Source organism: Pseudomonas sp. yb_9 (assembly GCF_043103635.1).
In the GTDB taxonomy this organism is placed as follows: Bacteria; Pseudomonadota; Gammaproteobacteria; order Pseudomonadales; family Pseudomonadaceae; genus Aquipseudomonas; species Aquipseudomonas monteilii.
Genome location: NZ_JBICKA010000016.1, coordinates 70,470 through 94,153, shown reverse-complemented (window position 1 = coordinate 94,153; position 23,684 = coordinate 70,470). Strand labels below are relative to the sequence as shown.

Genomic DNA, 23,684 nt, shown 5'->3' with positions numbered 1-23,684 from the left:
CCTCCCAAGGACTCCAATGGTGATCCGGCCCGGACACTCAATTGCACGTCCCTGGCCCAGGTCCGGTCATAACTTCAGACTAGACCAGAATGGGTGGGGGGTAGGTTCCATGGGATTTTGGGTGGGGTGCTGGATGGTGGTTGGCTCGAAAGTGATGTCGCCTGTGAGATCGAGCGCCGCGCGGGCGGCGCTCTATCTCCGTCACACCACAAAAATCAAGGCGAACCCCGCGAGACCCTCAGCGTGGCTCCATGTGGGCAATCATCAACTGCACACTTTCATTCCCACGAAACTCGTTCACATCCAGCTTGTAGGCCAGCTCGACCCAGCGCACGGTCGGGTTCGGCCACACTTCGCGGTCGATGCCGAAGGCAATACCGTCCAGCCGCACCGAACCGCACTCGCTCTTGAGCACCACCTTCAGATGCCGTTCGCCCACCACACGCTGCTCCACCAGCTGGAACACGCCATGGAACAGCGGCTCCGGGAAGTGCTGGCCCCAAGGGCCGGCGTGGCGCAAGGCTTTGGCCAGGTCGAGGTGGAACTCTTCCAAGGCCAGGCTGCCATCGGACAGCAACCGGCCGGTGAGGTCTTCTTCACGCAACTGGCGCCGCACTTCTTCGTCGAATGCTTCGGCAAATGCGGGGAAATTGCCCTCGGGCAACGACAGCCCCGCTGCCATGGCGTGGCCGCCGAACTTGCTGATCAGCTCGGGGTGGCGGGCCGCTACGGCATCCAGCGCGTCACGGATGTGGAACCCCGGCACCGAACGCGCCGAACCTTTGAGCATGCCCTCGCCGGCATCGGCAAAAGCGATAGTCGGCCGGTGATAACGTTCTTTCAGGCGCGAAGCCAGAATACCGATCACGCCTTGGTGCCAATCTGCATCGAACAGGCACAGGCCATAAGGCATGGACTCGACCGGCAGGTCCTTGAGCTGGGCCAGGGCTTCGCGCTGCATGCCCTGCTCGATGGACTTGCGGTCCTGGTTCAGGTCGTCCAGCTGCTGAGCCATGTCCTGGGCCAGGGCCGCGTCTTCGCACAGCAGGCACTCGATGCCCAGGCTCATGTCGTCCAGGCGCCCGGCAGCGTTCAACCGAGGGCCAAGGATGAAACCCAGGTCGGTCGAGGTGATGCGCCGGTGGTCACGGCGGGCCACTTCCAGAATGGCTTTCAGCCCTGGCCGGGCACGGCCGGCGCGAATACGCTCGAGGCCCTGGTGCACCAGAATGCGGTTGTTGGCATCCAGCGGTACCACATCGGCGACGCTGCCCAGCGCGACCAGGTCGAGCAGTTCGCCGATGTTCGGCTGCGGTTGCGTCTCGTAGCGTCCCAAGCTGCGCAAGCGCGCGCGCAGGGCCATCAGCACATAGAAGATCACCCCGACCCCGGCCAGCGCCTTGCTCGGGAACGTACAGCCCGGCTGGTTGGGGTTGATGATGGCGTCGGCGTCAGGCAGTTGCTGACCCGGCAGATGATGGTCGGTGACCAGTACCTTGAGCCCGGCAGCCTTGGCAGCGGCCACACCCTCAACACTGGAAATGCCGTTGTCCACAGTAATCAGCAATTGCGGCTGACGCTGCAGCGCCACCTCGACGATTTCCGGGGTCAGGCCGTAGCCGTACTCGAACCGGTTGGGCACCAGGTAATCAACATGGGCCGCGCCCAGCAGGCGCAGGCCCAGCACCCCGACAGTGCTGGCGGTGGCACCATCGGCATCGAAGTCACCCACAATCAGGATACGCTGGCGCTGGTCGAGGGCCTCGACCAGCAGGTCAACACCGGCCTCGATGCCCTTGAGCTGCTGATACGGCAGCAGACGCGCCAGGCTTTTGTCCAGCTCGGCCTCGCTTTGCACGCCACGCGCGGCGTACAGGCGGGTCAGCAAGGGAGGCAGGTTACCCAGGAATGGCAGGGTCGGCGGCAGGGGGCGAGGTTCGATACGCATGGGTTGCTTCAGCCACGCTCACCGAGCAGCCACTGCAGTTGCACTTCATGCTGGCCACGGTCGTCAGTCACGAACACCGTGCCTTCGCTGATCATCACGTCCCACTTGATGCTGCGCGGCATGTCGGTGGCCAGGGTTTCCAGCACTTCCTGTGGCACGGCAGCAATGCTCAGGTTCTTCAGGTTCTTGACCGCGCTCACCACTTTGCCTTCCCACACGCGCAGGCTGCCGTAGGCCAGCAGGCTGGTGCGCTCGGTACGGCGCGAGCACCAGGTCAGGCGGTCGGCATCGGGTTGGCCGACTTCGATCCAGTGCAGCACGCGGTCGTCCAGGCTCTTTTCCCACAGCGCCGGCTCATCGACATCCGACAGGCCACGGCCAAACGACAAGTTCTCGTTGTACCAAAGCGCGTACGCCAACAAACGAACTGCCATACGCTCTTCGGTTTCCGACGGGTGACGAGCGATGGTTTGCTTGACGCTTTCGTAGACGTTGCGATCGAGGTCGGTGAGATTCAATTCGAACTTGTAGGTGGTGGACGGCTGGGCCATGGTCGAGGGGCTTCGTGCAAAAGAAAAGTGGCACAGTCTAACCCATCCGCACCGTCCATGCGCCGCAGCAGTACCCGGCGAAACCGACGTGTGATAAAACCACGGCTCTGCCCAGCTGCCACGGATGCCCCATGTCGACGCCCAGCAAACCCCTCGCCGGCCTTAAAGTTGTGGAACTCGGCACGCTGATTGCCGGGCCGTTCGCCTCACGCATCTGTGCCGAATTCGGTGCAGAAGTGATCAAGGTCGAGTCTCCGGATGGCGGCGACCCGCTGCGCAAGTGGCGCAAGCTGTATGAGGGCACTTCGCTGTGGTGGTTCGTGCAGGCGCGCAACAAGCAGTCGCTCACGCTTAACCTCAAGCACCCCGAAGGCCGCGAGGTGCTGAAAAAACTGCTGGCCCAAGCCGACATTCTGATCGAAAACTTCCGCCCGGGCGTGCTCGAAAAGCTCGGCCTGGGCTGGGATGTGCTGCATGCCCTTAACCCGCGTCTGGTCATGGTACGCCTGTCGGGCTTTGGCCAGACCGGGCCGATGAAAGACCAGCCCGGCTTCGGCGCGGTGGGCGAGTCGATGGGTGGTCTGCGCTACATTACCGGCTTCGACGACCGCCCGCCGGTGCGCACGGGCATTTCCATCGGTGACTCAATTGCTGCCCTGTGGGGGGTGATTGGCGCGTTAATGGCGCTGCGCCACCGTGAGGTCAATGGCGGCCAGGGCCAGGTTGTGGACGTGGCGCTGTATGAGGCGATCTTCGCCATGATGGAAAGCATGGTGCCGGAATTCGATGTGTTCGGGTTTATCCGCGAGCGCACCGGCAACATCATGCCGGGCATCACACCCTCCTCCATCCACACCAGCGCCGACGGCAAGCATGTGCAAATTGGCGCCAACGGCGATGCCATCTTCAAACGTTTCATGCTGGCGATTGGCCGCACCGACCTGGCGGATGACCCTACCCTGGCCACCAATGATGGCCGCGACCTGCGCCGTGACGAACTCTACGGAGTGATTGACCGCTGGGCCAACAGCCTGCCGCTGGACCAACTGATGCAGGTGCTGACCACGGCAGAGGTGCCTGCCAGCCGCATCTACTCGGCCGAGGACATGTTCAATGACCCGCAATACCTGGCACGAGAGATGTTCCTGCAGGCCAAGTTGCCGGATGGCAAGCCGTTCCGCACGCCGGGCATCGTGCCCAAGCTGTCGGATACACCTGGCTCCACCGAGTGGGTCGGCCCGGCGCTGGGCGAACACACCGAGGCACTGCTCACCCGCCTGGGCTATGACGCAGCGGCCATTGCCGGCCTGCGCCAGGCCGGCGCGGTCTGAAGCCTGCCGCTGCCCTTGCCGATGCGCGCTGCCTGCTGGCTACGCCACCTGATCCTGCTGTGCGGGCTACTGCCCGCATTGCTCATGCAATCTGCCGGCGCCAAGGAGCGCATCTTCTGGCTGGTGCGCGACCTGCCACCCTTCACCATTTTCGAAGGCCCGCAAAAAGGCCAAGGGGTGATCGACCAGCTATTGCCGCTGCTGACCAGGCAGATGGCCGAGTACGACCACACCATCGTGCGGGTGAACCGTGCACGCGGCATCCAGATGCTGCAAGACCGCAACACATTCACCTGCGACCCGACCCTGCTATGGACCCCGGAACGAGCCAGATACGCGCTTTTTTCCATGCCAACGCTGGGTGTGCTCAGCGGTGGCCTGGTGCTGCGCAAAGAAAACCAGGCACTGGTAGCGCCCTACCTCGAAAGCCAGGAAGTGGACCTGCATGGCCTGCTGAGCAAGGCGCCGGTGAAACTGGGCATTGTTGCCGAACGTAGCTATGGCACGCAGATCGACGCCATTCTGCAGCAGCTACCTGATACTGCGCTTAGCCGGCACTATGGCAACGACGCCACAGCTAACTTGCTGCAAATGCAAAAACTGGGGCGCCTACGCTTGGTGCTCGGCTACTGGCACGAAGTTCGTTACTTGCTTCAGCAGCAAGGCGGCTCCCTGGCCGACTATCAGTTTCATCCTGTCCAGGGGGGGGAGCGCTATCAGTTTCTCCATGTCGCCTGTTCTGACAATCCGTCGGGCCGCAAAGCGGTAGCGCATATCAACCGGCTATTGCCTGCTTTGCGCCGGGACGTGCTGCCTGGCTTGTATGCGCACTGGCTGGACCCGTCGTTGCAGGAAGACTACCTGGAAGACAGCAAACGCTTCTTCGAAGCCCCTTGATCACCTGAAAAAAGAAACCCCGGACGCTGGGGAAGACGCCCGGGGCCAAGCGAAAGTCCTTGGGGACTTCCCGTGACAGCCTTGCCAGCGCCGGAGCAAAGCACTGGCTGGCTGCCCCTACAGTGTCTGATAAACCACTCAGGCAAAGGTTCCCTGCGGTTGTTGACGCTGCTGCAATGCCGCGATCACGCAGGGCTGCAAGCGCCCTTCGGCGATCTGCAGGTCACGGTGCAGGCCATCCACCAGATCGATCAACAGGCGTTGCTCCTTCAACTGGCGCTCGCTGACCGTGCGCCGCAGGGTGATGCCGGCGAGGCGGTCGTAAACGGTCAGTTGGCGATTGCCATTGGCATCGGTGATGCCGAGGTGAGTCTGGTAGGGGGTCAGGGCGTCGTTGAGCAGGCTGCAGATTCTTTCCATCCGGATCACTCGCTGCGTGGTGGGATCTAAAGGAACTGACCAGCAGGCGCCGCAGAAAGTTCGTCAAACCGCGCCCGCTTCAGTGAGCATGCGGGGCTGAGATGACAGTTTGAATACGCTGCCTCGGGCGGGCCTGCAGTGTTTGCAGGGCATGCTGCAGGCCCGGCATCGACAGCGGCCAGGGCAGCTCGGCGAGCACCCATAGCCCTTGGTTTCTTGCCTCCTGAGCTAGGTTCTGATGCTTCGGTGGGGCTTTGCCGACGAACAGCAACGCGCGTGACCGATGCTGCCGGGCGAGCAAGGCAAGGCCTGCGCGAGTTGGCATGGCATGGTCGAGAATCAGCAGGTCGGGGCGACGCTCAGCGTTCAGGCAGGCGTCCAGGTCGGTGGCGTTCGCGCTGATGCGCACATTGAACAGGCCTTGAGCGTTGAGGGCCTGGTGCAGGAGGATCTGGTGGGATGGGCGAGCCTGGTGAATCAACACATAGGGCTGGTGCATGAGCCGCTCCTGGTGGGAGGACCGGCTAAGTTAGCGTTGCGCTTGGCATGGAAGAATGAGATTTTTCCTGCGCCGCCCAAGAAAAATCCGAGATTTTGGGGCTGCTTTGCAGCCCATCGCCGGCAAGCCAGCTCCCACATGTATTGCACATGACCTTGGATTTACGCGATCGAGGTGGGCGCTGGCTTGCCGGCGATGGGCCGCAACGCGGCCCCGGCTGTTACAGCGGTTTGCCGCGGTTGCCGTGCTGGCTGACAAAGCTCTGAACAGCTTTCAGGTCATTGGCCAGTACCGTGCAACGCTCTTCACGGCTGAACAGATCGCTGAGGTGTGCCGGCAGCTCCAGCGCCTTGCCAACACCTGCCTTCTCCACCGCTTCCGGGAACTTGACCGGGTGGGCGGTACCCAGCACCACCATCGGCGTGGCCAGGCTGCGACGGCACTCGCGCGCGGCTTTGACGCCGATTGCGGTATGCGGGTCGAGCACTTCACCCGTGGCGGCGAACACCTCGGCAATGGTCTCGCAGGTTTGCTCGTCGCTGACGGCCAGCGAGTCGAACAGCTTGCGCGCTTCGGTCCAGCGGTCTTGCTCGACGCTGAAACCACCGCCCTGCTTGAAGTTGGCCATCAGTTCGGCGATGGCGCCACCGTTGCGGCCGTGCAGGTCGAACAACAGGCGTTCGAAGTTGGACGAAACCATGATGTCCATCGACGGCGACAGGGTCGCGTGCAGGGTTTCCTTCACATACTGGTTGCCGCTCATGAAGCGGTGCAGGATGTCGTTGCGGTTGGTGGCGACGATCAGCTGGCTGACCGGCAGGCCCATGTTGCGCGCCAGGTAACCGGCGAAGATGTCGCCAAAGTTGCCGGTAGGGACCGAGAACGCGATCGAACGCGCCGGGCCACCCAACTGCAGGGCTGCATGGAAGTAGTAGACGATCTGGGCCATGATCCGCGCCCAGTTGATCGAGTTGACCGCTACCAGGCGGGTGCCCTTGAGGAACGACTGGTCAGCGAAGCTGGCCTTGACCATTTCCTGGCAGTCGTCGAAGTTACCTTCGATGGCGATGTTGTGGATGTTGTCGCCGAAGAGGGTGGTCATCTGGCGGCGCTGCACTTCCGACACGCGCTGGTGCGGGTGCAGGATGAAGATGTCGACGTTGTCGCAACGGCGGCAGCCTTCGATGGCGGCGGAACCGGTGTCACCGCTGGTGGCGCCGATGATCACCACGCGCTCGTTGCGCTTGGCCAGCACGTGGTCGAGCAGGCGGCCGAGCAGCTGCAGGGCGAAGTCCTTGAACGCCAGGGTCGGGCCGTGGAACAGCTCCAGCACCCACTCGTTGCTGTTCAGCTGACGCAGCGGGGCGACTGCGGCGTGGGCGAACTCGCCGTAGGTTTCTTCAAGGATCTTCTTGAAATCGGCGTCGGCGATGCTGCCTTCGACGAACGGACGCATCACACGGAAGGCCAGTTCGTGGTACGGCAGGCCGGCCCACGAGGCGATTTCTTCCTGGGTGAAGCGTGGCAGGTTCTCGGGTACGTACAGGCCGCCGTCACTGGCAAGGCCAGCCAGCAGCACGTCTTCGAAATTCAGGGCCGGTGCCTGGCCGCGGGTACTGATATAGCGCATGGGTGCAAACCTTCGATGCTAAGGCCCGGGCCGCACCAGCGGCCCGAGAACACAATTAATTGAGCTGTTCGACGCGGATGCGCACGACCTTGCCGACCACGTCCTGCAGGGCTTCCAGGGCGACGATGGCATCGTTGATACGCTGCTCGACCACGCCGTGGGTCAGCAGGATCATCGGTACCAGGCCGTCCTGCTCTTCGGCTTCCTTCTGCATGATCGACTCGATGTTGATGCCACGCTCCGACAGGATACTGGCCACCTGGGCCAGTACACCCGGGTGATCCTTGGCCTGGATGCGCAGGTAGTAGGCGCTTTCGCAGGCTTCGATCGGCAGGATCGGGTGGGCCGACAGCGCGTCTGGCTGGAAGGCCAGGTGCGGCACGCGGTTTTCCGGGTCGGAGGTCATGGCACGCACCACATCCACCAGGTCACCGACCACCGACGAAGCGGTAGGCTCCATGCCGGCGCCCGCGCCGTAGTACAGGGTGGAACCGGCGGCGTCACCGTTGACCATCACGGCGTTCATCACGCCGTTGACGTTGGCGATCAGGCGGTCAGCCGGGATCAGCGTGGGGTGTACGCGCAGCTCGATGCCTTCTGCAGTCCGACGCGCCACACCCAGGTGCTTGATGCGGTAGCCCAGGGCCTCGGCATAGTTCACGTCAGCGGTGGTCAGCTGGGTGATGCCTTCGGTGTAGGCCTTGTCGAACTGCAACGGGATGCCGAAGGCGATGGACGCCAGGATGGTCAGCTTGTGCGCGGCGTCGATACCCTCGACGTCGAAGGTCGGGTCGGCTTCGGCGTAACCCAGCGCCTGGGCTTCGGCCAGCACGTCCGGGAAGGCGCGGCCCTTCTCGCGCATTTCGGTGAGGATGAAGTTGCCGGTGCCGTTGATGATACCGGCCAGCCAGTTGATGCGGTTGGCCGACAGGCCCTCGCGGATGGCCTTGATCACCGGGATGCCGCCAGCCACGGCCGCTTCGAAGGCGACGATGACGCCCTTCTCGCGGGCCTTGGCGAAGATTTCGTTGCCGTGCACGGCAATCAGCGCCTTGTTGGCGGTGACCACGTGCTTGCCGTTTTCAATGGCCTTGAGTACCAGGTCGCGGGCGATGGTGTAGCCACCGATCAGCTCGATGACAATGTCGATCTCCGGGTTGCTCGCAACTTCGAACACGTCAGCGGTAATGGGGGTACCGGTAATCTGGCAGTTCGGGTTCTGCGAGCGCATGGCGATCTGTGCCACTTCAATACCGCGCCCGGCACGGCGGGCAATCTCCTCGGCGTTGCGCTGAAGTACATTGAAGGTTCCGCCACCGACGGTCCCCAACCCACAGATGCCTACTTTGACCGGTTTCACTGTGAACTCCCCATTGAACGGCCAGCACGTTTGCCGACCGTGAAACATGCCGTCACCCCATGACGACGGCGTACTGAATTGGATTACTTGGCCAGTGCCAGCTTGGCGACCTGCGGTGCCGGCTGGTAGCCCGGAATGACCTGGCCGCTTTCAAGCACGATGGCCGGCGTGCCGTTGACGCCGATCGACTGGCCCAGCTGGAACTGCTTGCTGACCGGGTTGGTGCACTTGGCAGCCTTGATTTCTTCGCCTTCGACCATCTTGTCCATCGCCCCACGGCGGTCGCTGGAGCACCACACCGCCTGCAACTGCTGGTCACCCGGCGAGCCGAGGCCCTGACGCGGGAAGGCGACGTAGCGCACTTCGATACCGCGACGGTTCAGCTCGGGCACTTCGGCGTGCAGCTTGTGGCAGTACGGGCAGGTGGTGTCCGTGAATACGGTAATGTGCGACTTGGTCTCACCCTTGGCAGGATAAACCACCATCTCGGCGGCTGGAATGCCGTTGATGAGCTTGGCGATGCCTTGGCGCTCGGTTTTTTCGGTGAGGTTGACCGGCTTGCCGTCCTGGATCTGGAACAGGTAGCCCTGCATCACGAACTGGCCGTCGGCGCTGGCGTACAACACGCGGCCGCCCTGCAGCTTCACTTCATAAAGGCCGTTGAGCGGGCTGCTGGCCACGCTTTCCACGGGCACTTCCAGCTCAAGGTTCTGCAACGATTTACGGATGGCCTGCTCGGCAACGGCATTGCTATCGGTTGCCGCAGCTACGGCAAACGTACTGGCCAGCGCCAACGCGGCGGCGGCGAAAAACTGGGTCACGCGCATGGGAACTCCTGAAGGCGGACAGGGACCGGAGGGCGCCACCTGCGGAAAAAACGCGGTGGCCGTGCGGCCCTTGGTGCAAACCGCCCAAGCCTACCACATCACACCGTCGGTGAAGGGCCTTGCAAGGACCAGTCGGCGGAACATGAAAAACATTCATCCACGCGGGTGGTGCTGGGCGTGCAACTGCTGCAGACGGGCCTTGGCGACGTGGGTGTAGATCTGCGTGGTGGACAGGTCGCTGTGGCCAAGCAGCATCTGCACCACGCGCAAGTCGGCGCCATGGTTGAGCAGGTGGGTGGCGAAGGCGTGACGCAGGGTATGCGGCGACAGCGGCTTGTCGATGCCGGCAACACGGGCGTGATGCTTGATGCGGTGCCAGAAGGTCTGCCGGGTCATCTGCTCGCCACGCAGGCTGGGGAACAGCACGTCGCTGGGGCGGCCATTGAGCAGTTCGGCGCGACCGTCACGTTGATAGCGCTCCAGCCACACGACCGCTTCTTCCCCCATCGGCACCAGGCGTTCCTTGCTGCCCTTGCCCATCACACGCAGTACACCCTGGCGCAGATTGACCTGATCGAGGGTCAGGCTGACCAGTTCGGTCACGCGCAGGCCGCAGGCATACAGCACTTCAAGCATGGCGCGGTCGCGCTGGCCAATGGCTTCGCCCAGGTCCGGAGCTTGCAGCAAAGCCTCGACGTCGGCTTCGGAGAGCGACTTGGGCAGCGGCTTGCCCAGCTGCGGCATCTCGACCTGCAGGGTCGGGTCGATGGCCACCAGTTTTTCCCGCAGCAGGTAGCGGAAGAAGCCGCGCAGGCCGGAAAGGAAGCGTGCCGTGGAGCGTGGTTTGTAGCCCTGGTCGAGGCGCCAGGCCAGGTGGTCGAGGATCAGGTCACGGCCGGCATCAGGCAAGGAAACCGAGTGCGCCTGCAGCCAGCCGTTGAACAGGGCCAGGTCGCTGCGGTAGGACACGCGGGTATTGTCGGACAGGCCTTTTTCGAGCCACAGGGCGTCAAGAAACTGGTCGATCAGGGGATGGTCGAGGGCGGACATGAAAACTCGGTGGCAAACGGCGGATTGATGCTTAGTCTTTCATAACAGCGCAAGCATAGGGAGCCCACATGAGCGAAGAGCAGATACTACTTAGCGTCGGCGGCATCGGCGCCGCTGCACTGGCCTGCCAGTGGCTGGCCTGGCGCCTGAAGCTACCGGCGATTCTGTTTCTGCTGCTGACCGGGATCATTGCCGGCCCGGCACTGGGCTGGCTCGACCCCGAGGCGTTGTTCGGCCGACTGCTGATGCCGCTGGTGTCGCTGGCAGTGGCGCTGATCCTGTTCGAAGGCAGCCTCACCCTGCACCTGTCGCAGTGGCGTGAAATCGGCAGCGTGGTGCATCGCCTGGTCACCGTGGGCGCGCTGGTCACCTGGCTGGTCATCGCCCTGGCGACCCACTGGCTGCTGGGGTTCGACTGGCCGCTGGCGATTCTGTTCGGCACCTTGACCCTTGTGACTGGCCCCACTGTGATCGTGCCGATGCTGCGCGTGGTGCGGCCAAAGTCGACCATCGCCAACATCCTGCGCTGGGAAGGGATCATGATCGACCCCATCGGTGCGCTGCTGGCCGTGGTGGTGTACAGCTTCATCATCGCCAGTGCAGACGGCAATGGCCTGTTCCAGAGCCTCACTACCTTTGCGGGGGTCATTTTCTGCGGTACCGCCCTGGGTGCAGCCGGGGGTTGGCTGCTGGGGCAAATCATGCGCGAGCAATGGCTGCCGGAATACCTGCACAACCTCGCATCCCTGGCGGCGGTGCTGGGTATTCTCATCGCCGCCAACCAGATCGTGCACGAGTCCGGGTTACTGGCAGTGACCGTGATGGGCATGTGGCTGGCCAACATGCGCGGGGTGGATGTGCGGCAGATCCTGCACTTCAAGGAGAACCTCAGCGTACTGCTGATTTCCGGCCTGTTCATCCTGCTGGCTGCGCGCCTTGACCTGCATGCCCTGCTGGGCCTCGGCCCGGCGGTACTGGCGTTGTTGCTGGTGATCCAGCTGCTGGCACGCCCGCTGAACGTGTGGCTGGCCACACTGGGCTCGCCGCTCAGTTGGCGGGAACGGGCGCTGCTGGCCTGGATTGCCCCACGCGGCATCGTTGCCGCCGCCGTTTCAGCGATTTTCGCCATCCGCCTTCATCAGGCCGGGCACCCGGACGCCTTGCTGCTGGTGCCGCTGACCTTCGCCGTGATCATCGGCACGGTGGTACTGCAAAGCGCCACGGCCAGGCCGCTGGCACGCCTGCTCAAGGTCGCCGAACCGGCGCCCAGTGGTTTTCTGGTGGTCGGTGCCAGCGAGCCGGCCCGGGCCATCGCCAAAGCCCTGCAGCAATTGGGTTGTCGGGTTTTGCTGACAGACTCCAGCTGGGAAAACATTCGCGCCGCGCGCATGGACGGGCTACCGACCTACTTTGGCAACCCCGCCTCGCAACATGCCGACGCGCACCTGGATCTGGTCGGCCTCGGGCACTTGCTGGGGCTGTCTCCCGCTGGCGAAATCAACGCCCTGGCCTGCGCAAGGTTCCGCCATGACTTCGGTAACGGCCGGCTGTTCGTGCTGGCCAGCGGCCTGGAGAAGCAACGCAGCGACAAGCACCGAGCTGCCGAAGAGCATCGGGGGCATCTCCTGGGGGCCAGCCCGATGACCTATCTGCAACTGGCCACCCGCCTGCATCAGGGCGCCGAACTGTACAGTACCAACCTGACCGAAGGCTTTGACTGGGATGCCTACCAGGCTCTGCATGGCGAGCGTGCACACTTGCTGTTCGCGCGCGACGGGCAGGGCTGGGTGCATGTCGCCAGCCCCGACGACCCGCTACAGCCACAACCGGGCTGGACCCTGGTGGCGTTGATCGAGCCTGCCCCGGAGCCCTGACACTCAAGCGCCCGGGAGCACCGGCACCGGGCGCTTGTCCTCGTCAATGGCGACAAAGCTGAACACACCGTGAATGGCCCGTTCGCGGCCGTCCAGGTACATGTTCTCGACAAACACGTCCACCTGCACCTGCAAGCTGGTATTACCCACTTTGATCACCGTGCCCACCAGTTCGACGATCGAGCCCGCCGGAATCGGGTGCTTGAAGTCGATGCGATCGGTGGACACGGTCACCAGCGGCAGGCGGCAAAAGCGCGTGGCGGCGATGAACGACACTTCGTCCATCCAGGCCAGGGCGGTGCCGCCGAACAGGGTGTTGTGGTGGTTGGTGGTGTTGGGGAACACCGCCTTGGTCACGCGAGTCACCGACAGCTCGGTACGGCGCTGGATTTCCTGGTCTCGGGTAGTCATGGCATTCACATCTTTGAACGGTTCAAAACGCAAAAAAGCAGCCCGAAGGCTGCTTTTTTCTCGCTAGGCGGCCTCGGCCACCGGGCAAACTGCACTCAGGACAGTTTTTCCTTGATGCGAGCGGCTTTGCCGGACAGGTCGCGCAGGTAGTACAGCTTGGCTTTACGCACGTCACCACGACGTTTCACGGCCAGGCTGTCGATTTGCGGGCTGTAGGTCTGGAAGGTACGCTCTACGCCAACGCCGCTGGAGATCTTGCGCACGGTGAAGGCGCTGTTCAGACCGCGGTTACGCTTGGCGATAACAACGCCTTCGAACGCCTGCAGACGGGAACGCTCACCTTCCTTCACTTTAACCTGAACGACAACGGTGTCGCCTGGTGCGAAGGTCGGGATTTCCTTGCTCATCTGCTCGGCTTCGAGCTGCTGGATGATCTTGTTGGTCATGCTGTGCTCCTAAGATGGATACGCGATCCACCATCGATACGTTTAACTATCGTCCCGCTCGCGGAGGTATTCCTCGAGCAGCTTCTTCTCTTCTCCAGAAAGCGAGCGACTTTCCAGAAGATCGGCGCGTCGTTCGAAGGTCCTACCAAGGGACTGCTTCATCCTCCAACGCCGGATATGTGCATGGTTGCCACTTAGCAACACGTCGGGAACACGCTGATCCGCATACACCTCAGGTCGGGTGTAGTGCGGGCAATCCAGCAGACCGTCGGTGAAGGAATCTTCTTCCGCCGAGTCCACATGCCCTAAAGCTCCGGGCAGCAGCCGTGTAACCGCATCGATCAGTACCATGGCCGGCAGCTCGCCACCGGAAAGCACATAGTCCCCAATCGACCACTCCTCATCGACATGAGCCTCGATAAAGCGCTCGTCGATGCCTTCATAACGACCGGCGATCAGGATCAACGATTCCTGTTCGGCCAGGCCTTTGACCGCCTGCTGAGTCAGCTTGCGGCCTTGTGGCGAAAGGTAGATCACCTTTGCCGATGCTCCAGTCGCTTGCCTGGCGCTAACCAGGGCGTCTTCCAGAGGCTTGATTTTCATCACCATGCCCGGACCACCGCCAAACGGCCGATCATCTACCGTATGGTGACGATCTGTGGTGTAGTCCCGCGGGTTCCAGCAAGTCACCTGAAGCAACCCCTGTTTCACCGCGCGGCTGGTAATGCCGTACTCCGTGATGGCCGAGAACATCTCGGGGAACAACGTGATGACGTCTACGCGAAGGTTACCCATCGTTTAGAAGTCCGCGTCCCATTCAACCCGCATCACGCCTGCTTCCAGGTCGATGTTGAGCACGCATTGCGCCGTATAGGGCAACAGACGCTCGCGATCATCCAGGCTGCCTGCGCAGGGCTTGACCACCATTACATCGTTCGCACCGGTCTCCAACAGGTGATCGACCTTGCCGAACAGCTGTTCGTCCTGGTTGATGACCTTCAGGCCTTCCAACTGGTACCAGTAGTACTCGTCGGCCGCCAGGTTGGGCAAAAGGCTCCGCGAAATGCAGATTTCATAACCGCTCAGAAGACGGGCTTCATCGCGATCGTCGAGGCCTTTAAGCTTCACGACCAGGCCCTTTTGGGAGCCACGACCGTTGACCAGCTCGACCTGCTTTACCTTGCCTTCGTGCCGAAGCGTCCAGCGCGGATAATCCAACAGGTTTTCAATCGGATCGGTAAAGGAATACACCTTCACCTCGCCGCGAACGCCGTGAACCGAAAAAATCTTGCCGACGACGATGAGGTCATCAGCCTTTTCTGGCGTCGCGTTCATACTGTTCAGGCAGCGGCCTTGGCAGCGTCCTTCAGCAGCTGAGCAACGCGCTCAGACGGCTGTGCGCCCTGGCTCAGCCAGTAGGTGACGCGCTCTTGGTTGACCGACAGCTTGACTTCGGCGCCAGATGCGATCGGGTTGAAGAAGCCAACGCGCTCAACGAAACGGCCGTCACGGGCGTTACGCGAGTTGGTCACGGTCAGGTGGTAGAATGGGCGCTTTTTCGAGCCGCCACGGGCCAGACGAATGGTTACCATGTGAACATCGTTCCTATAGTCGGTGTTGCAGTTTGTACTGCAAATCTGAATGCCAAATAGGCACACGGGTGCCCAAAAGGCCGCATATTCTCGGGGAATACACGGACATTTGCAAATGACTTTTTCGGCAAGGCTTTGCCCCACCGTCCAGATTTGCCGGTTGCGCCGCGAAATTCGCGGCCGTTGCCCCGCCGAGACGGGGGTTCTGGGCGCCTGCCCGATAAACGGCAGGCGCCCGGAATAGGTGTTACAGCTTCGGCATGCCGCCGCCAGGCAGCATACCGCCCAGGCCGCGCATCATCTTGGCCATGCCGCCTTTGGCAGAGAATTTCTTCATCATCTTCTGCATCTGCTTGTGCTGTTTGATCAGCCGGCCGATGTCCTGCACCTGGGTACCGGAACCCAGGGCGATACGGCGCTTGCGCGAACCGCTGATCAGGTCAGGGTCGCGGCGCTCGGCCGGGGTCATGGAGTTGATGATCGCTTCCATCTGCTTGAACTGCTTCTCGGCGGCGCCTTGTGCGTTACCCATCTGCGACAGGTTGACCCCACCGATGCTCGGCAGCTTGTCCATCAGACCGCCAAGGCCGCCCATGTTCTTCATTTGTTGCAGCTGGTCACGGAAGTCTTCGAGGTCGAAGCCTTTGCCTTTCTTCAGCTTCTTGGCCAGCTTGTCGGCCTTGGCCTTGTCGATGGTCTGCTCGGCCTGCTCGATCAGGCTGAGCACGTCGCCCATGCCGAGGATGCGCGAAGCGACGCGGTCGGGGTGGAACGGCTCGAGGGCCTCGGTCTTCTCGCCCATACCGATGAACTTGATCGGCTTGCCGGTAATGGCGCGCACCGACAGCGCAGCACCGCCACGGGCATCACCGTCGACCTTGGTCAGCACCACGCCGGTCAGTGGCAGCGCCTCGCCAAACGCCTTGGCGGTGTTGGCGGCGTCCTGGCCGGTCATGGCGTCAACCACGAACAGGGTCTCGATCGGCTTGACCGCAGCGTGCAGCGCCTTGATCTCATCCATCATGTCGGCGTCGATGTGCAGACGGCCGGCGGTGTCGACGATGACCACGTCGATGAATTTCAGCTTGGCTTCGCGGATAGCCGCTTCGGCAATGGCCACCGGCTTCTGGCTGATGTCGGACGGGAAGAAGGTGACGCCGATGTCGTTGGCCAGGGTTTCCAGCTGCTTGATCGCCGCCGGGCGGTAAACGTCGGCGGACACCACCATCACGCTCTTTTTCTTGCGCTCTTTAAGGAAGCGCGCCAGCTTGCCGGCGGTGGTGGTCTTACCGGCGCCCTGCAGGCCGGCCATGAGCACGACGGCTGGCGGGGCGGCGTTCAGCGCGAGGTCTTCGTTGGCCGCGCCCATCAGGCTTTCCAGCTCGGCCTGGACGATCTTCACGAACGCCTGGCCCGGGGTGAGGCTGCGCGACACTTCGGTGCCGACCGCACGCTCCTTGACGCTGTTGACGAAATCCTTGACCACCGGCAGGGCAACGTCGGCCTCGAGCAGGGCCATGCGCACTTCGCGCAGCGTGTCCTTGATGTTGTCTTCGGTCAGCTTGGCCTTGCCGGTGACATGGCGCAGCGTCTGTGACAGGCGGTCGGTCAGGTTTTCGAACATGGTGATCCTTTCAGGCCCAGTAAAAGCCGAGGTTTGTCAGGCGCCCTGGGGGAAATACACACCCGCCGGGCACAGCAAGGCGGCGATTATAGCGAAGTGCGGCGGCGGCGCACACCTTGGGAGATGGTCGGTGGCAATACAGGCCTCTTCGCGGGCTCGCCCGCTCCCACAGGATCTTCACCACTTTCGGAGCCTGTGCAGGAGCTGTGGGAGCGGGCGTGCCCGCGAATGCCCTGACACAAGCCTTCAGTCTTCCTAGAGCAGCGGAATCTATGCCAAACTCCGTCTCTTTAAGGCTCGCCAACCAGGACTTATGGTCTCCTCACCCAGCCTCATCCCCAACCTGATCGCCGCCGGCCTCTATATAGCCGCAGCCATCTACCAGGGCACGCACCTTGCCCAGGGCCGCAAGGCCGACAAGCGTCTGCCTGGCCTGCTGGGTGCCTTCGCGGTGCTGGCCCAGGCCGGTGCACTGTTCTTCCAGCTGATCACCCCGCTGGGCCTGAGCCTGGACTTCTTCAGTGCCGCCAGCCTGATCGCCGTAGCCGTCATTGCCCTGACCCTGCTGGCCTGCCTGCGCATCCCGGTGGAAAACCTGCTGGTGCTGCTGTTCCCGCTGGGTGCGGTAACCGCGCTGCTGGCCCAGTTCGCGCCACCCGGCACGGTGCCGCTGATCAACGAAGAACCTGGCATCCTCGCGCACATCCTGCTGTCGATCCTGGCCTACGGGCTGTTCACCATCGCAGTGTTCCAGTCGCTGCTGTTGCTGCTGCAGGACCGCCAGCTGAAGAACAAGCACCCGTCCGGGCTGATCCGCAACTTCCCGCCCCTGCAAACCATGGAAAGCCTGCTGTTCGGCTTCCTCTGGGCCGGCTGGTGCCTGTTGTCGCTGTCGCTGATCTCTGGCTGGCTGTTCCTCGACAACCTGTTCGCCCAGCACCTGGTGCACAAGACCTTGCTGGCCTGTGTCGCCTGGGTGGTGTTCAGCGTACTGCTGTGGGGCCGCACCCGCCTCGGCTGGCGTGGCCACAAGGCTATCCGCTGGACGCTGGCCGGTTTCTGCCTGCTGATGCTGGCCTACTTCGGCAGCAAGCTGGTTCGCGAATTCATCCTGCATATCTGACGGCCGCCCATGGACACCCTGCCGTACGCACCGCTATTCGGCACCCTCGCACTGGCCCTGTTGTGGTCAGCACTGTTCACTGCCGTGGATGCCGCCCGCCTGCAGCTCAATGGCTCGCTGCGCACCCACGAAGACGGCACGCTCGCCCTGCCGGCCCAGGCCCTGGTGCTGTGCGCCAGCCTCGGCAAGCTGCTGGTACTAGGCCTGGCCTGCCTGCTGGGCCAGCGTCATAGCGGCGAGCACGGCTTCTGGCTGGCGGGGTTGGCCGCTACCTTCACCTTGCTGGTTTTTGCCGAGTACCTGCCACGGCGCCTGGCCCGGCGCAACCCACAGGCGTTCGTCAGCCTGGGGGCCAGCCTGCTGAAAGTGCCCCTCGCCCTGCTGCAGCCGCTGGCCTGCCTGCTGGACGGCTTCGCCAAACTGCTGCTGCGCCCGTTCCGCGTGCAACCAACCGCTGTGGCCCTGCACCCGCAGGAAGCCGATGATTTCGACGAAGACGAAGAACACGAAACACCTCGCCACGGGTTGCTCGACGGCCTGCAATCGCTGGACAAGATCACCGTCAATGACATCCTGGTGCCGCGCAATGAAGTGGACGGCATCAACCTCGACGAGCCGATCGAGCGCATCATCGAGCAGCTGATCGTCAGCCGCCACACCCGCCTGCCGGTCTACCACAACGACATCAACCAGGTTGAGGCGATCCTCAACACCAAACTGATCAGCCACCTGCTACCCAAGGCCGAACTGACCCTTGAGGCGCTGCACAGCGCCTGCTACGAACCCTATTTCGTGCCGGAAAGCACGCCGCTACAAATGCAGCTGCTGAACTTTCACAAGCAACAGCGCCGGCTGGGCGTGGTGGTGGATGAGTACGGCGAGGTGCTGGGCATTGTCACCCTGGAAGACATCCTCGAAGAGATCGTCGGCGAGTTCGAGGACGAGCAAAGCCTGGACAACCCCCATGTACACCCGCAGCCCGATGGCACGTTCGTCATCGATGGCACTGCGTCGCTACGCGAAATCAACCGAACCCTGGGCTGGCACCTGCCCTGCGACGGTGGGCCGAAAACCCTCAACGGGCTGGTGACCGAAGCGCTGGAGAGCATCCCGGAAAGCGCCGTTTGCCTGAAGATCGGCCGCTATCGCCTGGAAATCCTCGAAACAGAGGACAATTGTGCCAGCAAGGTACTGGTGTGGACCGTGACCCGATAGCTATAATCGGGTCACGCTTACCCAGCCCCGCCGTCCCGCCTGCTACCCGCACCCGGCGCTACACGGCCAGTCCGCTCCACTGACACGCCCTGCGGTCCTGCTTCAACACCCCGAACAGAGCCCGCCACGCCCCTATCCCCCTTGGGCTATCGTCAGTCGGGCGCACACAACAACAAAACGCTCCGGCGTCCGCGCATCTATGCCTGCCCTTTTGCATTGCACATCGTCGCGGGCAAAGCCCATGGAGCTGGACCAGACTGTTAGGGACCTACTTAATGACAACCAGCAGCACCTATGCCGAAGCGCCTGCCGCGCCGGTCAACTCGCCGGCACGGGTGGCCACTGCCAGCTTTATCGGCACTGCCATCGAGTTCTACGACTTTTACGTTTACGCCACCGCCGCTGCCCTGGTGATCGGCCCGGTGTTCTTCCCGTCGGGGTCGGGCACTGCGCAGATGCTGGCGGCGTTCCTCACCTTTGGTATTGCCTTCCTTGCCCGCCCATTGGGCTCGGCGCTGTTCGGGCATTTCGGCGACCGCATCGGCCGTAAATCAACCTTGGTCGCCTCGCTGCTGCTGATGGGTGTGTCCACCACGGCCATTGGCGTGCTGCCAGGCTATGACAGCATTGGCGTGTGGGCGCCGATCATCCTCTGCCTGCTGCGCTTTGGCCAAGGCCTGGGCCTGGGCGGTGAATGGGGTGGCGCGGCGCTGCTGGCCACCGAGAACGCCCCGGCAGGCAAACGAGCCTGGTTCGGCATGTTCCCGCAACTTGGGCCGTCGATCGGCTTTTTGGCTGCCAACGGCCTGTTCCTGACCCTGGCCCTGGTGCTCAGCGACGAGCAGTTCCGTGAGTGGGGCTGGCGTGTTCCGTTCCTGCTCAGCGCCGCGCTGGTGCTGGTGGGGCTCTATGTGCGTCTGAAGCTTGAAGAAAGCCCGGTATTCGCCAAGGCCGTTGCCCGCCACGAGCGGGTGAAAATGCCGGTGGTCGACCTGTTTTCCAAGTACTGGGTGCCAACCCTGCTGGGCGCTGCGGCCATGGTGGTGTGCTACGCGCTGTTTTACATCTCTACAGTGTTCTCGCTGAGCTATGGCGTGACCACACTGGGCTACAGCCGCGAGACGTTCCTTGGCCTGCTGTGCTTCGCGGTGGTGTTCATGGCCTTGGCCACACCGCTGTCGGCCTGGCTCAGCGACCGTTACGGGCGCAAGCCGGTGCTGATCGTCGGTGGCCTGCTGGCGGTGGCTTCGGGCTTTACCATGGAACCGCTGCTGACCTCGGGCTCGACCACCGGTGTGGCGCTGTTCCTGGCCATCGAGCTGTTCCTGATGGGCGTGACCTTTGCGCCGATGGGGGCACTGCTGCCTGAACTGTTCCCGACCCACGTGCGTTATACCGGCGCTTCGGCGGCGTATAACCTGGGCGGGATCGTCGGGGCTTCGGCGGCACCGTTCTTTGCCCAGAAGCTGGTGAACATGGGTGGGTTGAGCTGGGTGGGAGGGTATGTGTCGGCGGCGGCGGTGATCAGCCTGATTGCTGTGCTGTGCCTGAAAGAGACCCGTAACACCGAACTTTGAGAAAGCTGGGGCTGCTTTGCAGCCCCACACGGTCTCAGATCAGAACTCGACCTTGACCGCTTGCGATGCACGGGTCGCCTTGGCGCGCGCCAATTCAACCGATTCATCACGCGCCAGGCACACGCCCATGCGGCGGGTACCGTTGATTTCCGGCTTGCCGAACAGGCGAATGGCGGTATCCGGCTCGCTCAGCGCTGCGCCCAGGTTGGCGAAGCTGGTCTGCTGCGACTGCCCTTCCGGCAGGATGACCGCCGAGGCCGACGGGCCAAACTGGCGCACCACCGGAATCGGCAGGCCGAGAATGGCACGGGCATGCAGGGCGAACTGCGACAGGTCCTGGGAAATCAGGGTGACCAGGCCGGTGTCATGCGGGCGCGGCGACACTTCGCTGAACCACACCTGGTCGCCCTTCACGAACAGTTCCACGCCAAACAGCCCGCGACCGCCCAGGGCATCGGTGACTGCCTTGGCCACGCGCTGCGACTCGGCCAGCGCTTTCGGGCTCATGGCCTGTGGCTGCCACGACTCCTGATAGTCGCCCTTCTCCTGGCGGTGGCCAACCGGCTCCAGGAAGGTGGTACCACCGACGTGGCGTACCGTCAGCAGGGTGATTTCGTATTCAAAGTCGATGAAGCCCTCGACGATCACCCGGCCCTTGCCAGCGCGGCCGCCTTCCTGGGCGTAGTCCCACGCTTTCTGCAAGTCGGCATCGCTGCGCAGCAGGCTCTGGCCCTTGCCCGACGAGCTCATTACTGGCTTGACCACGCACGGGTAGCCGACATCGGCCACGCCCTTGGCGAAGTCTTCATAGGTGTCGGCAAAGTGGTACGGCGACGTCGGCAGGTCCAGCTCTTCAGCGGCCAGGCGGCGGATGCCTTCACGGTTCATGGTCAACTGCGTAGCACGGGCAGTAGGCACCACGTTGAAACCTTCGCTTTCCAGCTCGACCAGGGTGGCGGTGGCGATGGCTTCGATTTCAGGGACGATATAGTGCGGCTTCTCTGCCTCGATCACAGCGCGCAGGGCAACACCATCGAGCATGTTGACCACGTGGCTGCGGTGCGCCACCTGCATGGCCGGGGCATCGGCGTAGCGGTCGACGGCGATCACTTCGACGCCCAGGCGCTGCAGCTCGATCACCACTTCCTTGCCCAACTCGCCACAGCCGCACAGCAGTACACGGGTCGCGGTTGGCGACAAAGGGGTTCCGATACGGGTCATTTCAGGTCCTCGAAGGCGTCCGGGGCCGCGCCAGGCTGTGCGCCGCCCGCTGAAAAAGGACCACTATTCTACACCATCAGCCCGCAACGGCGGCGCGCCGGGCGCGAAATGCCATGGCCAGCCACACGGCGGTGACACCGGCAAACTTCGAGGCCATGGCGGTACCGACTATCGCAGGCGTCAGGGCGCCGATCATGCCGAAGAAGATGAAGGTATCCACCGGAATGCTCAGTGCCGAGCTCAGCCACAGGCGGTCGCGCAGCGGCCGGCGGGTGATGCTGAACACCAGCCAGTCGATCAGCTCGGAAATGAAGAACGCGGTGGCGCTGGCCAAGGCGATGGCCGGCTCCGAGGTGACGTAGGACAGCACCAGGGCCACCAGCATGGCCACCAGGGCGCCGTGGCCGAAGCGGGTCTGCACCATGTCGCGCAGGATGAACACCAGACCGCCCCAGGCGGACCAGATGATGTCCAGGTGCGGGGCGCTAGAGAAGGCGTAGTTGATCAGCACTACGCTGCTGATATAGGCAATCAGATAGAACATGGCGAGTCGTCTGTGGGCAAGCCCTACAGATTACCGCTGGCTTCTTCGTGGGTAAACCCGCGAACACCGGCAAGGCCGGTGCTACCAACGCGGTGCATCAGAGAATCAGCCCGGCCTCTACTGCCCTTTCATGGCAAAGCTTGAGCACCGCCCGCCGCTCTTCATTGTCCATCCGCCCCCAGCGGCCAATCTCAGCCACGGTACGCTGGCACCCGGTGCAGATATCCTGCTCGTCCAGCGCACAAATGCTCACGCACGGCGAGGCTACCGGCCGCTCTGCAACATCACTCATCATCAACCACCAGTTCCTGCGCATAACGCCGGGCATTATGCACATAGTGCGCGGCGCTGGCTTCGAGCATGCGCTTCTGCTGCTCGGTCAACTCACGTACCACCTTGCCCGGAGAGCCCATCACCAGCGACCCATCGGGTATTTCCTTGCCCTCGGCGATCAGTGCATTTGCGCCGATGATGCAGTGTTTGCCGATGCGCGCGCCGTTGAGGATCACCGCATTGATACCGACCAGGCTGTAGTCGCCCACCGTGCAGCCATGCAGCATGGCGTTGTGGCCAACGGTCACACCCTTGCCCAAGGTCAGCGGCGAGCCCATGTCGGTGTGCATCACCGTGCCATCCTGCACGTTGCTGCCCTCGCCAATGTCGATCAGCTCGTTATCCCCGCGCAGTACCGCGCCAAACCATACGCTGGCATCGGCCTGCAGGCGCACGCTGCCAATCAGTGTGGCGTTGGGTGCGGCCCAACTGGTGGGGTGGCTCTCGACCCGCAGGTCGCCCAGGCGGTATTTCATGCTTGCTCCTCAGGCTGGAACGCAGACGGCGGGGTTGGCCCCGCTCAGTTTTCGATGTAACGCTCAGGGGGCTGGTGCAGGCTGATGCCGGCATCGAACAACACGTTGACCAGTTCCACGATCATGATCGCCGACAACCCCCAGATCTTGTAGTCGCCATAGCGGTAGCTGGGCACATACCAGCTGCGCCCCTGGTAATCGATACGGTGGGTATGGTCGCGTGGGTCCTGGCGGAAGAATTCCAGCGGCACGGTGAATACTGCCGCGATTTCGGCGTCGTTGGCGCGGTATTCGACGAAGTCGGGAATAACCCCGACGAATGGCGTCACTTTAAGGCCATGCAGCGAAATCAGCGGGCTGAGCGGGCCGATCACTTCCACCAGCCCCGGCGGCAGGCCGATTTCTTCTTCGGCTTCACGGAGCGCGGTGAACACCAGGTCAGGGTCTTCTGGGTCGCGACGGCCACCAGGAAAGGCCACTTCGCCACCATGTGTGGACAGGCCCTTGGCGCGCAAGGTAAGGACCAGTTCAGGCGCTTCGCTGCGGGTAATGGGCAAAAGAACCGCCGCTTCAGGGAACCGCCGGTCGGTTTCCAATGATGCGGGTTGGTGGTTGCTCATTCGGCGAAGTAGCTCGTCCAGCATTGCGCACACTCGTATCCAAGGCCTGCCTTGCATGATGCACCAAAGCCGCGAAGCACCCAAGCCCCTGCGCTTGCGGCGGCCTTGCCGACAC

The 23,684-nt window shown here is 62.9% G+C and carries 25 protein-coding genes; 6 read left to right on the top strand and 19 right to left on the bottom strand.

From position 1 onward, the window contains the following. Window positions 1-238: 238 nt before the first annotated feature. Window positions 239-1,948: a single-stranded-DNA-specific exonuclease RecJ gene (gene recJ / locus ACF8MI_RS04420; RefSeq protein WP_200928762.1), complete on the bottom strand. Its 1,710-nt coding sequence runs from the start codon at window positions 1,946-1,948 to the stop codon at window positions 239-241. Between the two features lie 8 nt (window positions 1,949-1,956). Beyond that, window positions 1,957-2,499: a YaeQ family protein gene (locus ACF8MI_RS04415; RefSeq protein WP_003252169.1), complete on the bottom strand. Its 543-nt coding sequence runs from the start codon at window positions 2,497-2,499 to the stop codon at window positions 1,957-1,959. A gap of 131 nt (window positions 2,500-2,630) precedes the next feature. Between ACF8MI_RS04415 and ACF8MI_RS04410 the strand changes: the two genes are divergently transcribed. Together ACF8MI_RS04410 and ACF8MI_RS04405 are read left to right on the top strand one after the other, a co-directional pair. Beyond that, entirely contained in the window at window positions 2,631-3,830 is a 1,200-nt protein-coding gene (locus ACF8MI_RS04410) for a CaiB/BaiF CoA-transferase family protein (protein ID WP_104834077.1), read from the top strand. Between the two features lie 21 nt (window positions 3,831-3,851). Beyond that, on the top strand, window positions 3,852-4,727 hold the full coding sequence (locus tag ACF8MI_RS04405) for a TIGR02285 family protein (RefSeq protein ID WP_200928763.1): 876 nt from the start codon (window positions 3,852-3,854) through the stop codon (window positions 4,725-4,727). 138 nt (window positions 4,728-4,865) lie between these two features. On the opposite strand, the gene ACF8MI_RS04400 is transcribed toward ACF8MI_RS04405, so the two are convergent. The 6 genes from ACF8MI_RS04400 to xerD form a co-directional block, all read right to left on the bottom strand. Beyond that, on the bottom strand, window positions 4,866-5,147 hold the full coding sequence (locus ACF8MI_RS04400; protein WP_060497387.1) for a DUF3509 domain-containing protein: 282 nt from the start codon (window positions 5,145-5,147) through the stop codon (window positions 4,866-4,868). Between the two features lie 79 nt (window positions 5,148-5,226). Next, entirely contained in the window at window positions 5,227-5,646 is a 420-nt protein-coding gene (locus tag ACF8MI_RS04395) for a response regulator (protein ID WP_060497388.1), read from the bottom strand. A 220-nt stretch (window positions 5,647-5,866) separates the two neighbouring features. Next, the gene (gene thrC / locus ACF8MI_RS04390) at window positions 5,867-7,276 is read right to left on the bottom strand and encodes a threonine synthase (protein ID WP_060497389.1); all 1,410 of its coding nucleotides are present in this window, start codon (window positions 7,274-7,276) and stop codon (window positions 5,867-5,869) included. A 55-nt stretch (window positions 7,277-7,331) separates the two neighbouring features. Next, window positions 7,332-8,636, bottom strand: coding sequence for a homoserine dehydrogenase (locus ACF8MI_RS04385; protein WP_016712995.1), 1,305 nt, complete (start codon window positions 8,634-8,636; stop codon window positions 7,332-7,334). An 83-nt stretch (window positions 8,637-8,719) separates the two neighbouring features. Beyond that, window positions 8,720-9,463, bottom strand: coding sequence for a thioredoxin fold domain-containing protein (locus ACF8MI_RS04380; protein ID WP_060497390.1), 744 nt, complete (start codon window positions 9,461-9,463; stop codon window positions 8,720-8,722). Window positions 9,464-9,616: 153 nt separating this feature from the next. Further along, entirely contained in the window at window positions 9,617-10,513 is an 897-nt protein-coding gene (gene xerD / locus ACF8MI_RS04375) for a site-specific tyrosine recombinase XerD (protein WP_060497391.1), read from the bottom strand. A gap of 68 nt (window positions 10,514-10,581) precedes the next feature. On the opposite strand from xerD, the gene ACF8MI_RS04370 reads away from it, so the two are divergent. Beyond that, complete coding sequence (locus ACF8MI_RS04370) at window positions 10,582-12,387, top strand: sodium:proton antiporter (protein WP_200928764.1); 1,806 nt, start codon at window positions 10,582-10,584, stop codon at window positions 12,385-12,387. 3 nt (window positions 12,388-12,390) lie between these two features. On the opposite strand, the gene ACF8MI_RS04365 is transcribed toward ACF8MI_RS04370, so the two are convergent. From ACF8MI_RS04365 to ffh, 6 genes are all read right to left on the bottom strand, one after another. Beyond that, window positions 12,391-12,798: an acyl-CoA thioesterase gene (locus ACF8MI_RS04365; RefSeq protein ID WP_010952562.1), complete on the bottom strand. Its 408-nt coding sequence runs from the start codon at window positions 12,796-12,798 to the stop codon at window positions 12,391-12,393. Between the two features lie 95 nt (window positions 12,799-12,893). Further along, window positions 12,894-13,244, bottom strand: a complete 351-nt coding sequence (gene rplS, locus ACF8MI_RS04360; RefSeq protein ID WP_003252148.1) for a 50S ribosomal protein L19 — start codon at window positions 13,242-13,244, stop codon at window positions 12,894-12,896. Between the two features lie 42 nt (window positions 13,245-13,286). After that, on the bottom strand, window positions 13,287-14,039 hold the full coding sequence (gene trmD / locus ACF8MI_RS04355) for a tRNA (guanosine(37)-N1)-methyltransferase TrmD (RefSeq protein WP_008094486.1): 753 nt from the start codon (window positions 14,037-14,039) through the stop codon (window positions 13,287-13,289). Between the two features lie 3 nt (window positions 14,040-14,042). After that, on the bottom strand, window positions 14,043-14,579 hold the full coding sequence (gene rimM / locus ACF8MI_RS04350; protein WP_060497393.1) for a ribosome maturation factor RimM: 537 nt from the start codon (window positions 14,577-14,579) through the stop codon (window positions 14,043-14,045). A gap of 5 nt (window positions 14,580-14,584) precedes the next feature. Beyond that, window positions 14,585-14,836, bottom strand: a complete 252-nt coding sequence (gene rpsP, locus ACF8MI_RS04345; protein WP_008094480.1) for a 30S ribosomal protein S16 — start codon at window positions 14,834-14,836, stop codon at window positions 14,585-14,587. Between the two features lie 247 nt (window positions 14,837-15,083). Further along, on the bottom strand, window positions 15,084-16,460 hold the full coding sequence (ffh, locus tag ACF8MI_RS04340) for a signal recognition particle protein (protein WP_012270758.1): 1,377 nt from the start codon (window positions 16,458-16,460) through the stop codon (window positions 15,084-15,086). A gap of 313 nt (window positions 16,461-16,773) precedes the next feature. Here ffh and ACF8MI_RS04335 point away from each other — a divergent pair, with 313 nt between their 5' ends. From ACF8MI_RS04335 to ACF8MI_RS04325, 3 genes are all read left to right on the top strand, one after another. Beyond that, on the top strand, window positions 16,774-17,583 hold the full coding sequence (locus ACF8MI_RS04335; protein ID WP_060497395.1) for an inner membrane protein YpjD: 810 nt from the start codon (window positions 16,774-16,776) through the stop codon (window positions 17,581-17,583). 9 nt (window positions 17,584-17,592) lie between these two features. Next, window positions 17,593-18,798 (top strand): transporter associated domain-containing protein, encoded by a 1,206-nt coding sequence (locus ACF8MI_RS04330; protein ID WP_110742206.1) that lies wholly within the window; start codon window positions 17,593-17,595, stop codon window positions 18,796-18,798. Window positions 18,799-19,073: 275 nt separating this feature from the next. Continuing rightward, window positions 19,074-20,375 carry an MFS transporter gene (locus ACF8MI_RS04325; protein WP_156867969.1) on the top strand — a complete coding sequence of 434 codons (1,302 nt, stop codon included), beginning with the start codon at window positions 19,074-19,076 and terminating at the stop codon, window positions 20,373-20,375. Window positions 20,376-20,414: 39 nt separating this feature from the next. Here the strand turns inward: ACF8MI_RS04325 and purT are convergent, their stop codons facing one another. The 5 genes from purT to ACF8MI_RS04300 all read right to left on the bottom strand — a co-directional run bounded on the left by purT (window position 20,415) and on the right by ACF8MI_RS04300 (window position 23,593). Then, window positions 20,415-21,596, bottom strand: coding sequence for a formate-dependent phosphoribosylglycinamide formyltransferase (gene purT, locus ACF8MI_RS04320; protein ID WP_104834070.1), 1,182 nt, complete (start codon window positions 21,594-21,596; stop codon window positions 20,415-20,417). 76 nt (window positions 21,597-21,672) lie between these two features. Then, window positions 21,673-22,140 (bottom strand): VUT family protein, encoded by a 468-nt coding sequence (locus ACF8MI_RS04315; RefSeq protein WP_060497399.1) that lies wholly within the window; start codon window positions 22,138-22,140, stop codon window positions 21,673-21,675. 97 nt (window positions 22,141-22,237) lie between these two features. Continuing rightward, window positions 22,238-22,435, bottom strand: coding sequence for a DUF1289 domain-containing protein (locus tag ACF8MI_RS04310; RefSeq protein ID WP_060497400.1), 198 nt, complete (start codon window positions 22,433-22,435; stop codon window positions 22,238-22,240). Beyond that, a complete protein-coding gene (locus tag ACF8MI_RS04305) occupies window positions 22,425-22,949 on the bottom strand; it encodes a gamma carbonic anhydrase family protein (RefSeq protein ID WP_060497401.1) in 525 nt (174 codons plus the stop codon). Before ACF8MI_RS04305 ends, ACF8MI_RS04310 begins: the two co-directional genes overlap by 11 nt. Before the next feature lie 44 nt (window positions 22,950-22,993). Continuing rightward, window positions 22,994-23,593, bottom strand: a complete 600-nt coding sequence (locus ACF8MI_RS04300) for a CoA pyrophosphatase (RefSeq protein WP_060497402.1) — start codon at window positions 23,591-23,593, stop codon at window positions 22,994-22,996. Between the last annotated feature and the right edge of the window lie 91 nt (window positions 23,594-23,684).

Excerpts from the sequence above, each read along its gene's own strand:
- recJ (WP_200928762.1), bottom strand. The coding sequence starts at position 1,948 with ATGCGTATCGAACCTCGCCCCCTGCCGCCGACCCTGCCATTCCTGGGT.
- ACF8MI_RS04415 (WP_003252169.1), bottom strand. The coding sequence starts at position 2,499 with ATGGCCCAGCCGTCCACCACCTACAAGTTCGAATTGAATCTCACCGAC.
- ACF8MI_RS04410 (WP_104834077.1), top strand. The coding sequence starts at position 2,631 with ATGTCGACGCCCAGCAAACCCCTCGCCGGCCTTAAAGTTGTGGAACTC.
- ACF8MI_RS04405 (WP_200928763.1), top strand. The coding sequence starts at position 3,852 with ATGCGCGCTGCCTGCTGGCTACGCCACCTGATCCTGCTGTGCGGGCTA.
- ACF8MI_RS04400 (WP_060497387.1), bottom strand. The coding sequence starts at position 5,147 with ATGGAAAGAATCTGCAGCCTGCTCAACGACGCCCTGACCCCCTACCAG.
- ACF8MI_RS04395 (WP_060497388.1), bottom strand. The coding sequence starts at position 5,646 with ATGCACCAGCCCTATGTGTTGATTCACCAGGCTCGCCCATCCCACCAG.
- thrC (WP_060497389.1), bottom strand. The coding sequence starts at position 7,276 with ATGCGCTATATCAGTACCCGCGGCCAGGCACCGGCCCTGAATTTCGAA.
- ACF8MI_RS04380 (WP_060497390.1), bottom strand. The coding sequence starts at position 9,463 with ATGCGCGTGACCCAGTTTTTCGCCGCCGCCGCGTTGGCGCTGGCCAGT.
- xerD (WP_060497391.1), bottom strand. The coding sequence starts at position 10,513 with ATGTCCGCCCTCGACCATCCCCTGATCGACCAGTTTCTTGACGCCCTG.
- ACF8MI_RS04370 (WP_200928764.1), top strand. The coding sequence starts at position 10,582 with ATGAGCGAAGAGCAGATACTACTTAGCGTCGGCGGCATCGGCGCCGCT.
- ACF8MI_RS04365 (WP_010952562.1), bottom strand. The coding sequence starts at position 12,798 with ATGACTACCCGAGACCAGGAAATCCAGCGCCGTACCGAGCTGTCGGTG.
- rplS (WP_003252148.1), bottom strand. The coding sequence starts at position 13,244 with ATGACCAACAAGATCATCCAGCAGCTCGAAGCCGAGCAGATGAGCAAG.
- trmD (WP_008094486.1), bottom strand. The coding sequence starts at position 14,039 with ATGGGTAACCTTCGCGTAGACGTCATCACGTTGTTCCCCGAGATGTTC.
- rimM (WP_060497393.1), bottom strand. The coding sequence starts at position 14,579 with ATGAACGCGACGCCAGAAAAGGCTGATGACCTCATCGTCGTCGGCAAG.
- rpsP (WP_008094480.1), bottom strand. The coding sequence starts at position 14,836 with ATGGTAACCATTCGTCTGGCCCGTGGCGGCTCGAAAAAGCGCCCATTC.
- ffh (WP_012270758.1), bottom strand. The coding sequence starts at position 16,460 with ATGTTCGAAAACCTGACCGACCGCCTGTCACAGACGCTGCGCCATGTC.
- ACF8MI_RS04335 (WP_060497395.1), top strand. The coding sequence starts at position 16,774 with ATGGTCTCCTCACCCAGCCTCATCCCCAACCTGATCGCCGCCGGCCTC.
- ACF8MI_RS04330 (WP_110742206.1), top strand. The coding sequence starts at position 17,593 with ATGGACACCCTGCCGTACGCACCGCTATTCGGCACCCTCGCACTGGCC.
- ACF8MI_RS04325 (WP_156867969.1), top strand. The coding sequence starts at position 19,074 with ATGACAACCAGCAGCACCTATGCCGAAGCGCCTGCCGCGCCGGTCAAC.
- purT (WP_104834070.1), bottom strand. The coding sequence starts at position 21,596 with ATGACCCGTATCGGAACCCCTTTGTCGCCAACCGCGACCCGTGTACTG.
- ACF8MI_RS04315 (WP_060497399.1), bottom strand. The coding sequence starts at position 22,140 with ATGTTCTATCTGATTGCCTATATCAGCAGCGTAGTGCTGATCAACTAC.
- ACF8MI_RS04310 (WP_060497400.1), bottom strand. The coding sequence starts at position 22,435 with ATGATGAGTGATGTTGCAGAGCGGCCGGTAGCCTCGCCGTGCGTGAGC.
- ACF8MI_RS04305 (WP_060497401.1), bottom strand. The coding sequence starts at position 22,949 with ATGAAATACCGCCTGGGCGACCTGCGGGTCGAGAGCCACCCCACCAGT.
- ACF8MI_RS04300 (WP_060497402.1), bottom strand. The coding sequence starts at position 23,593 with ATGCTGGACGAGCTACTTCGCCGAATGAGCAACCACCAACCCGCATCA.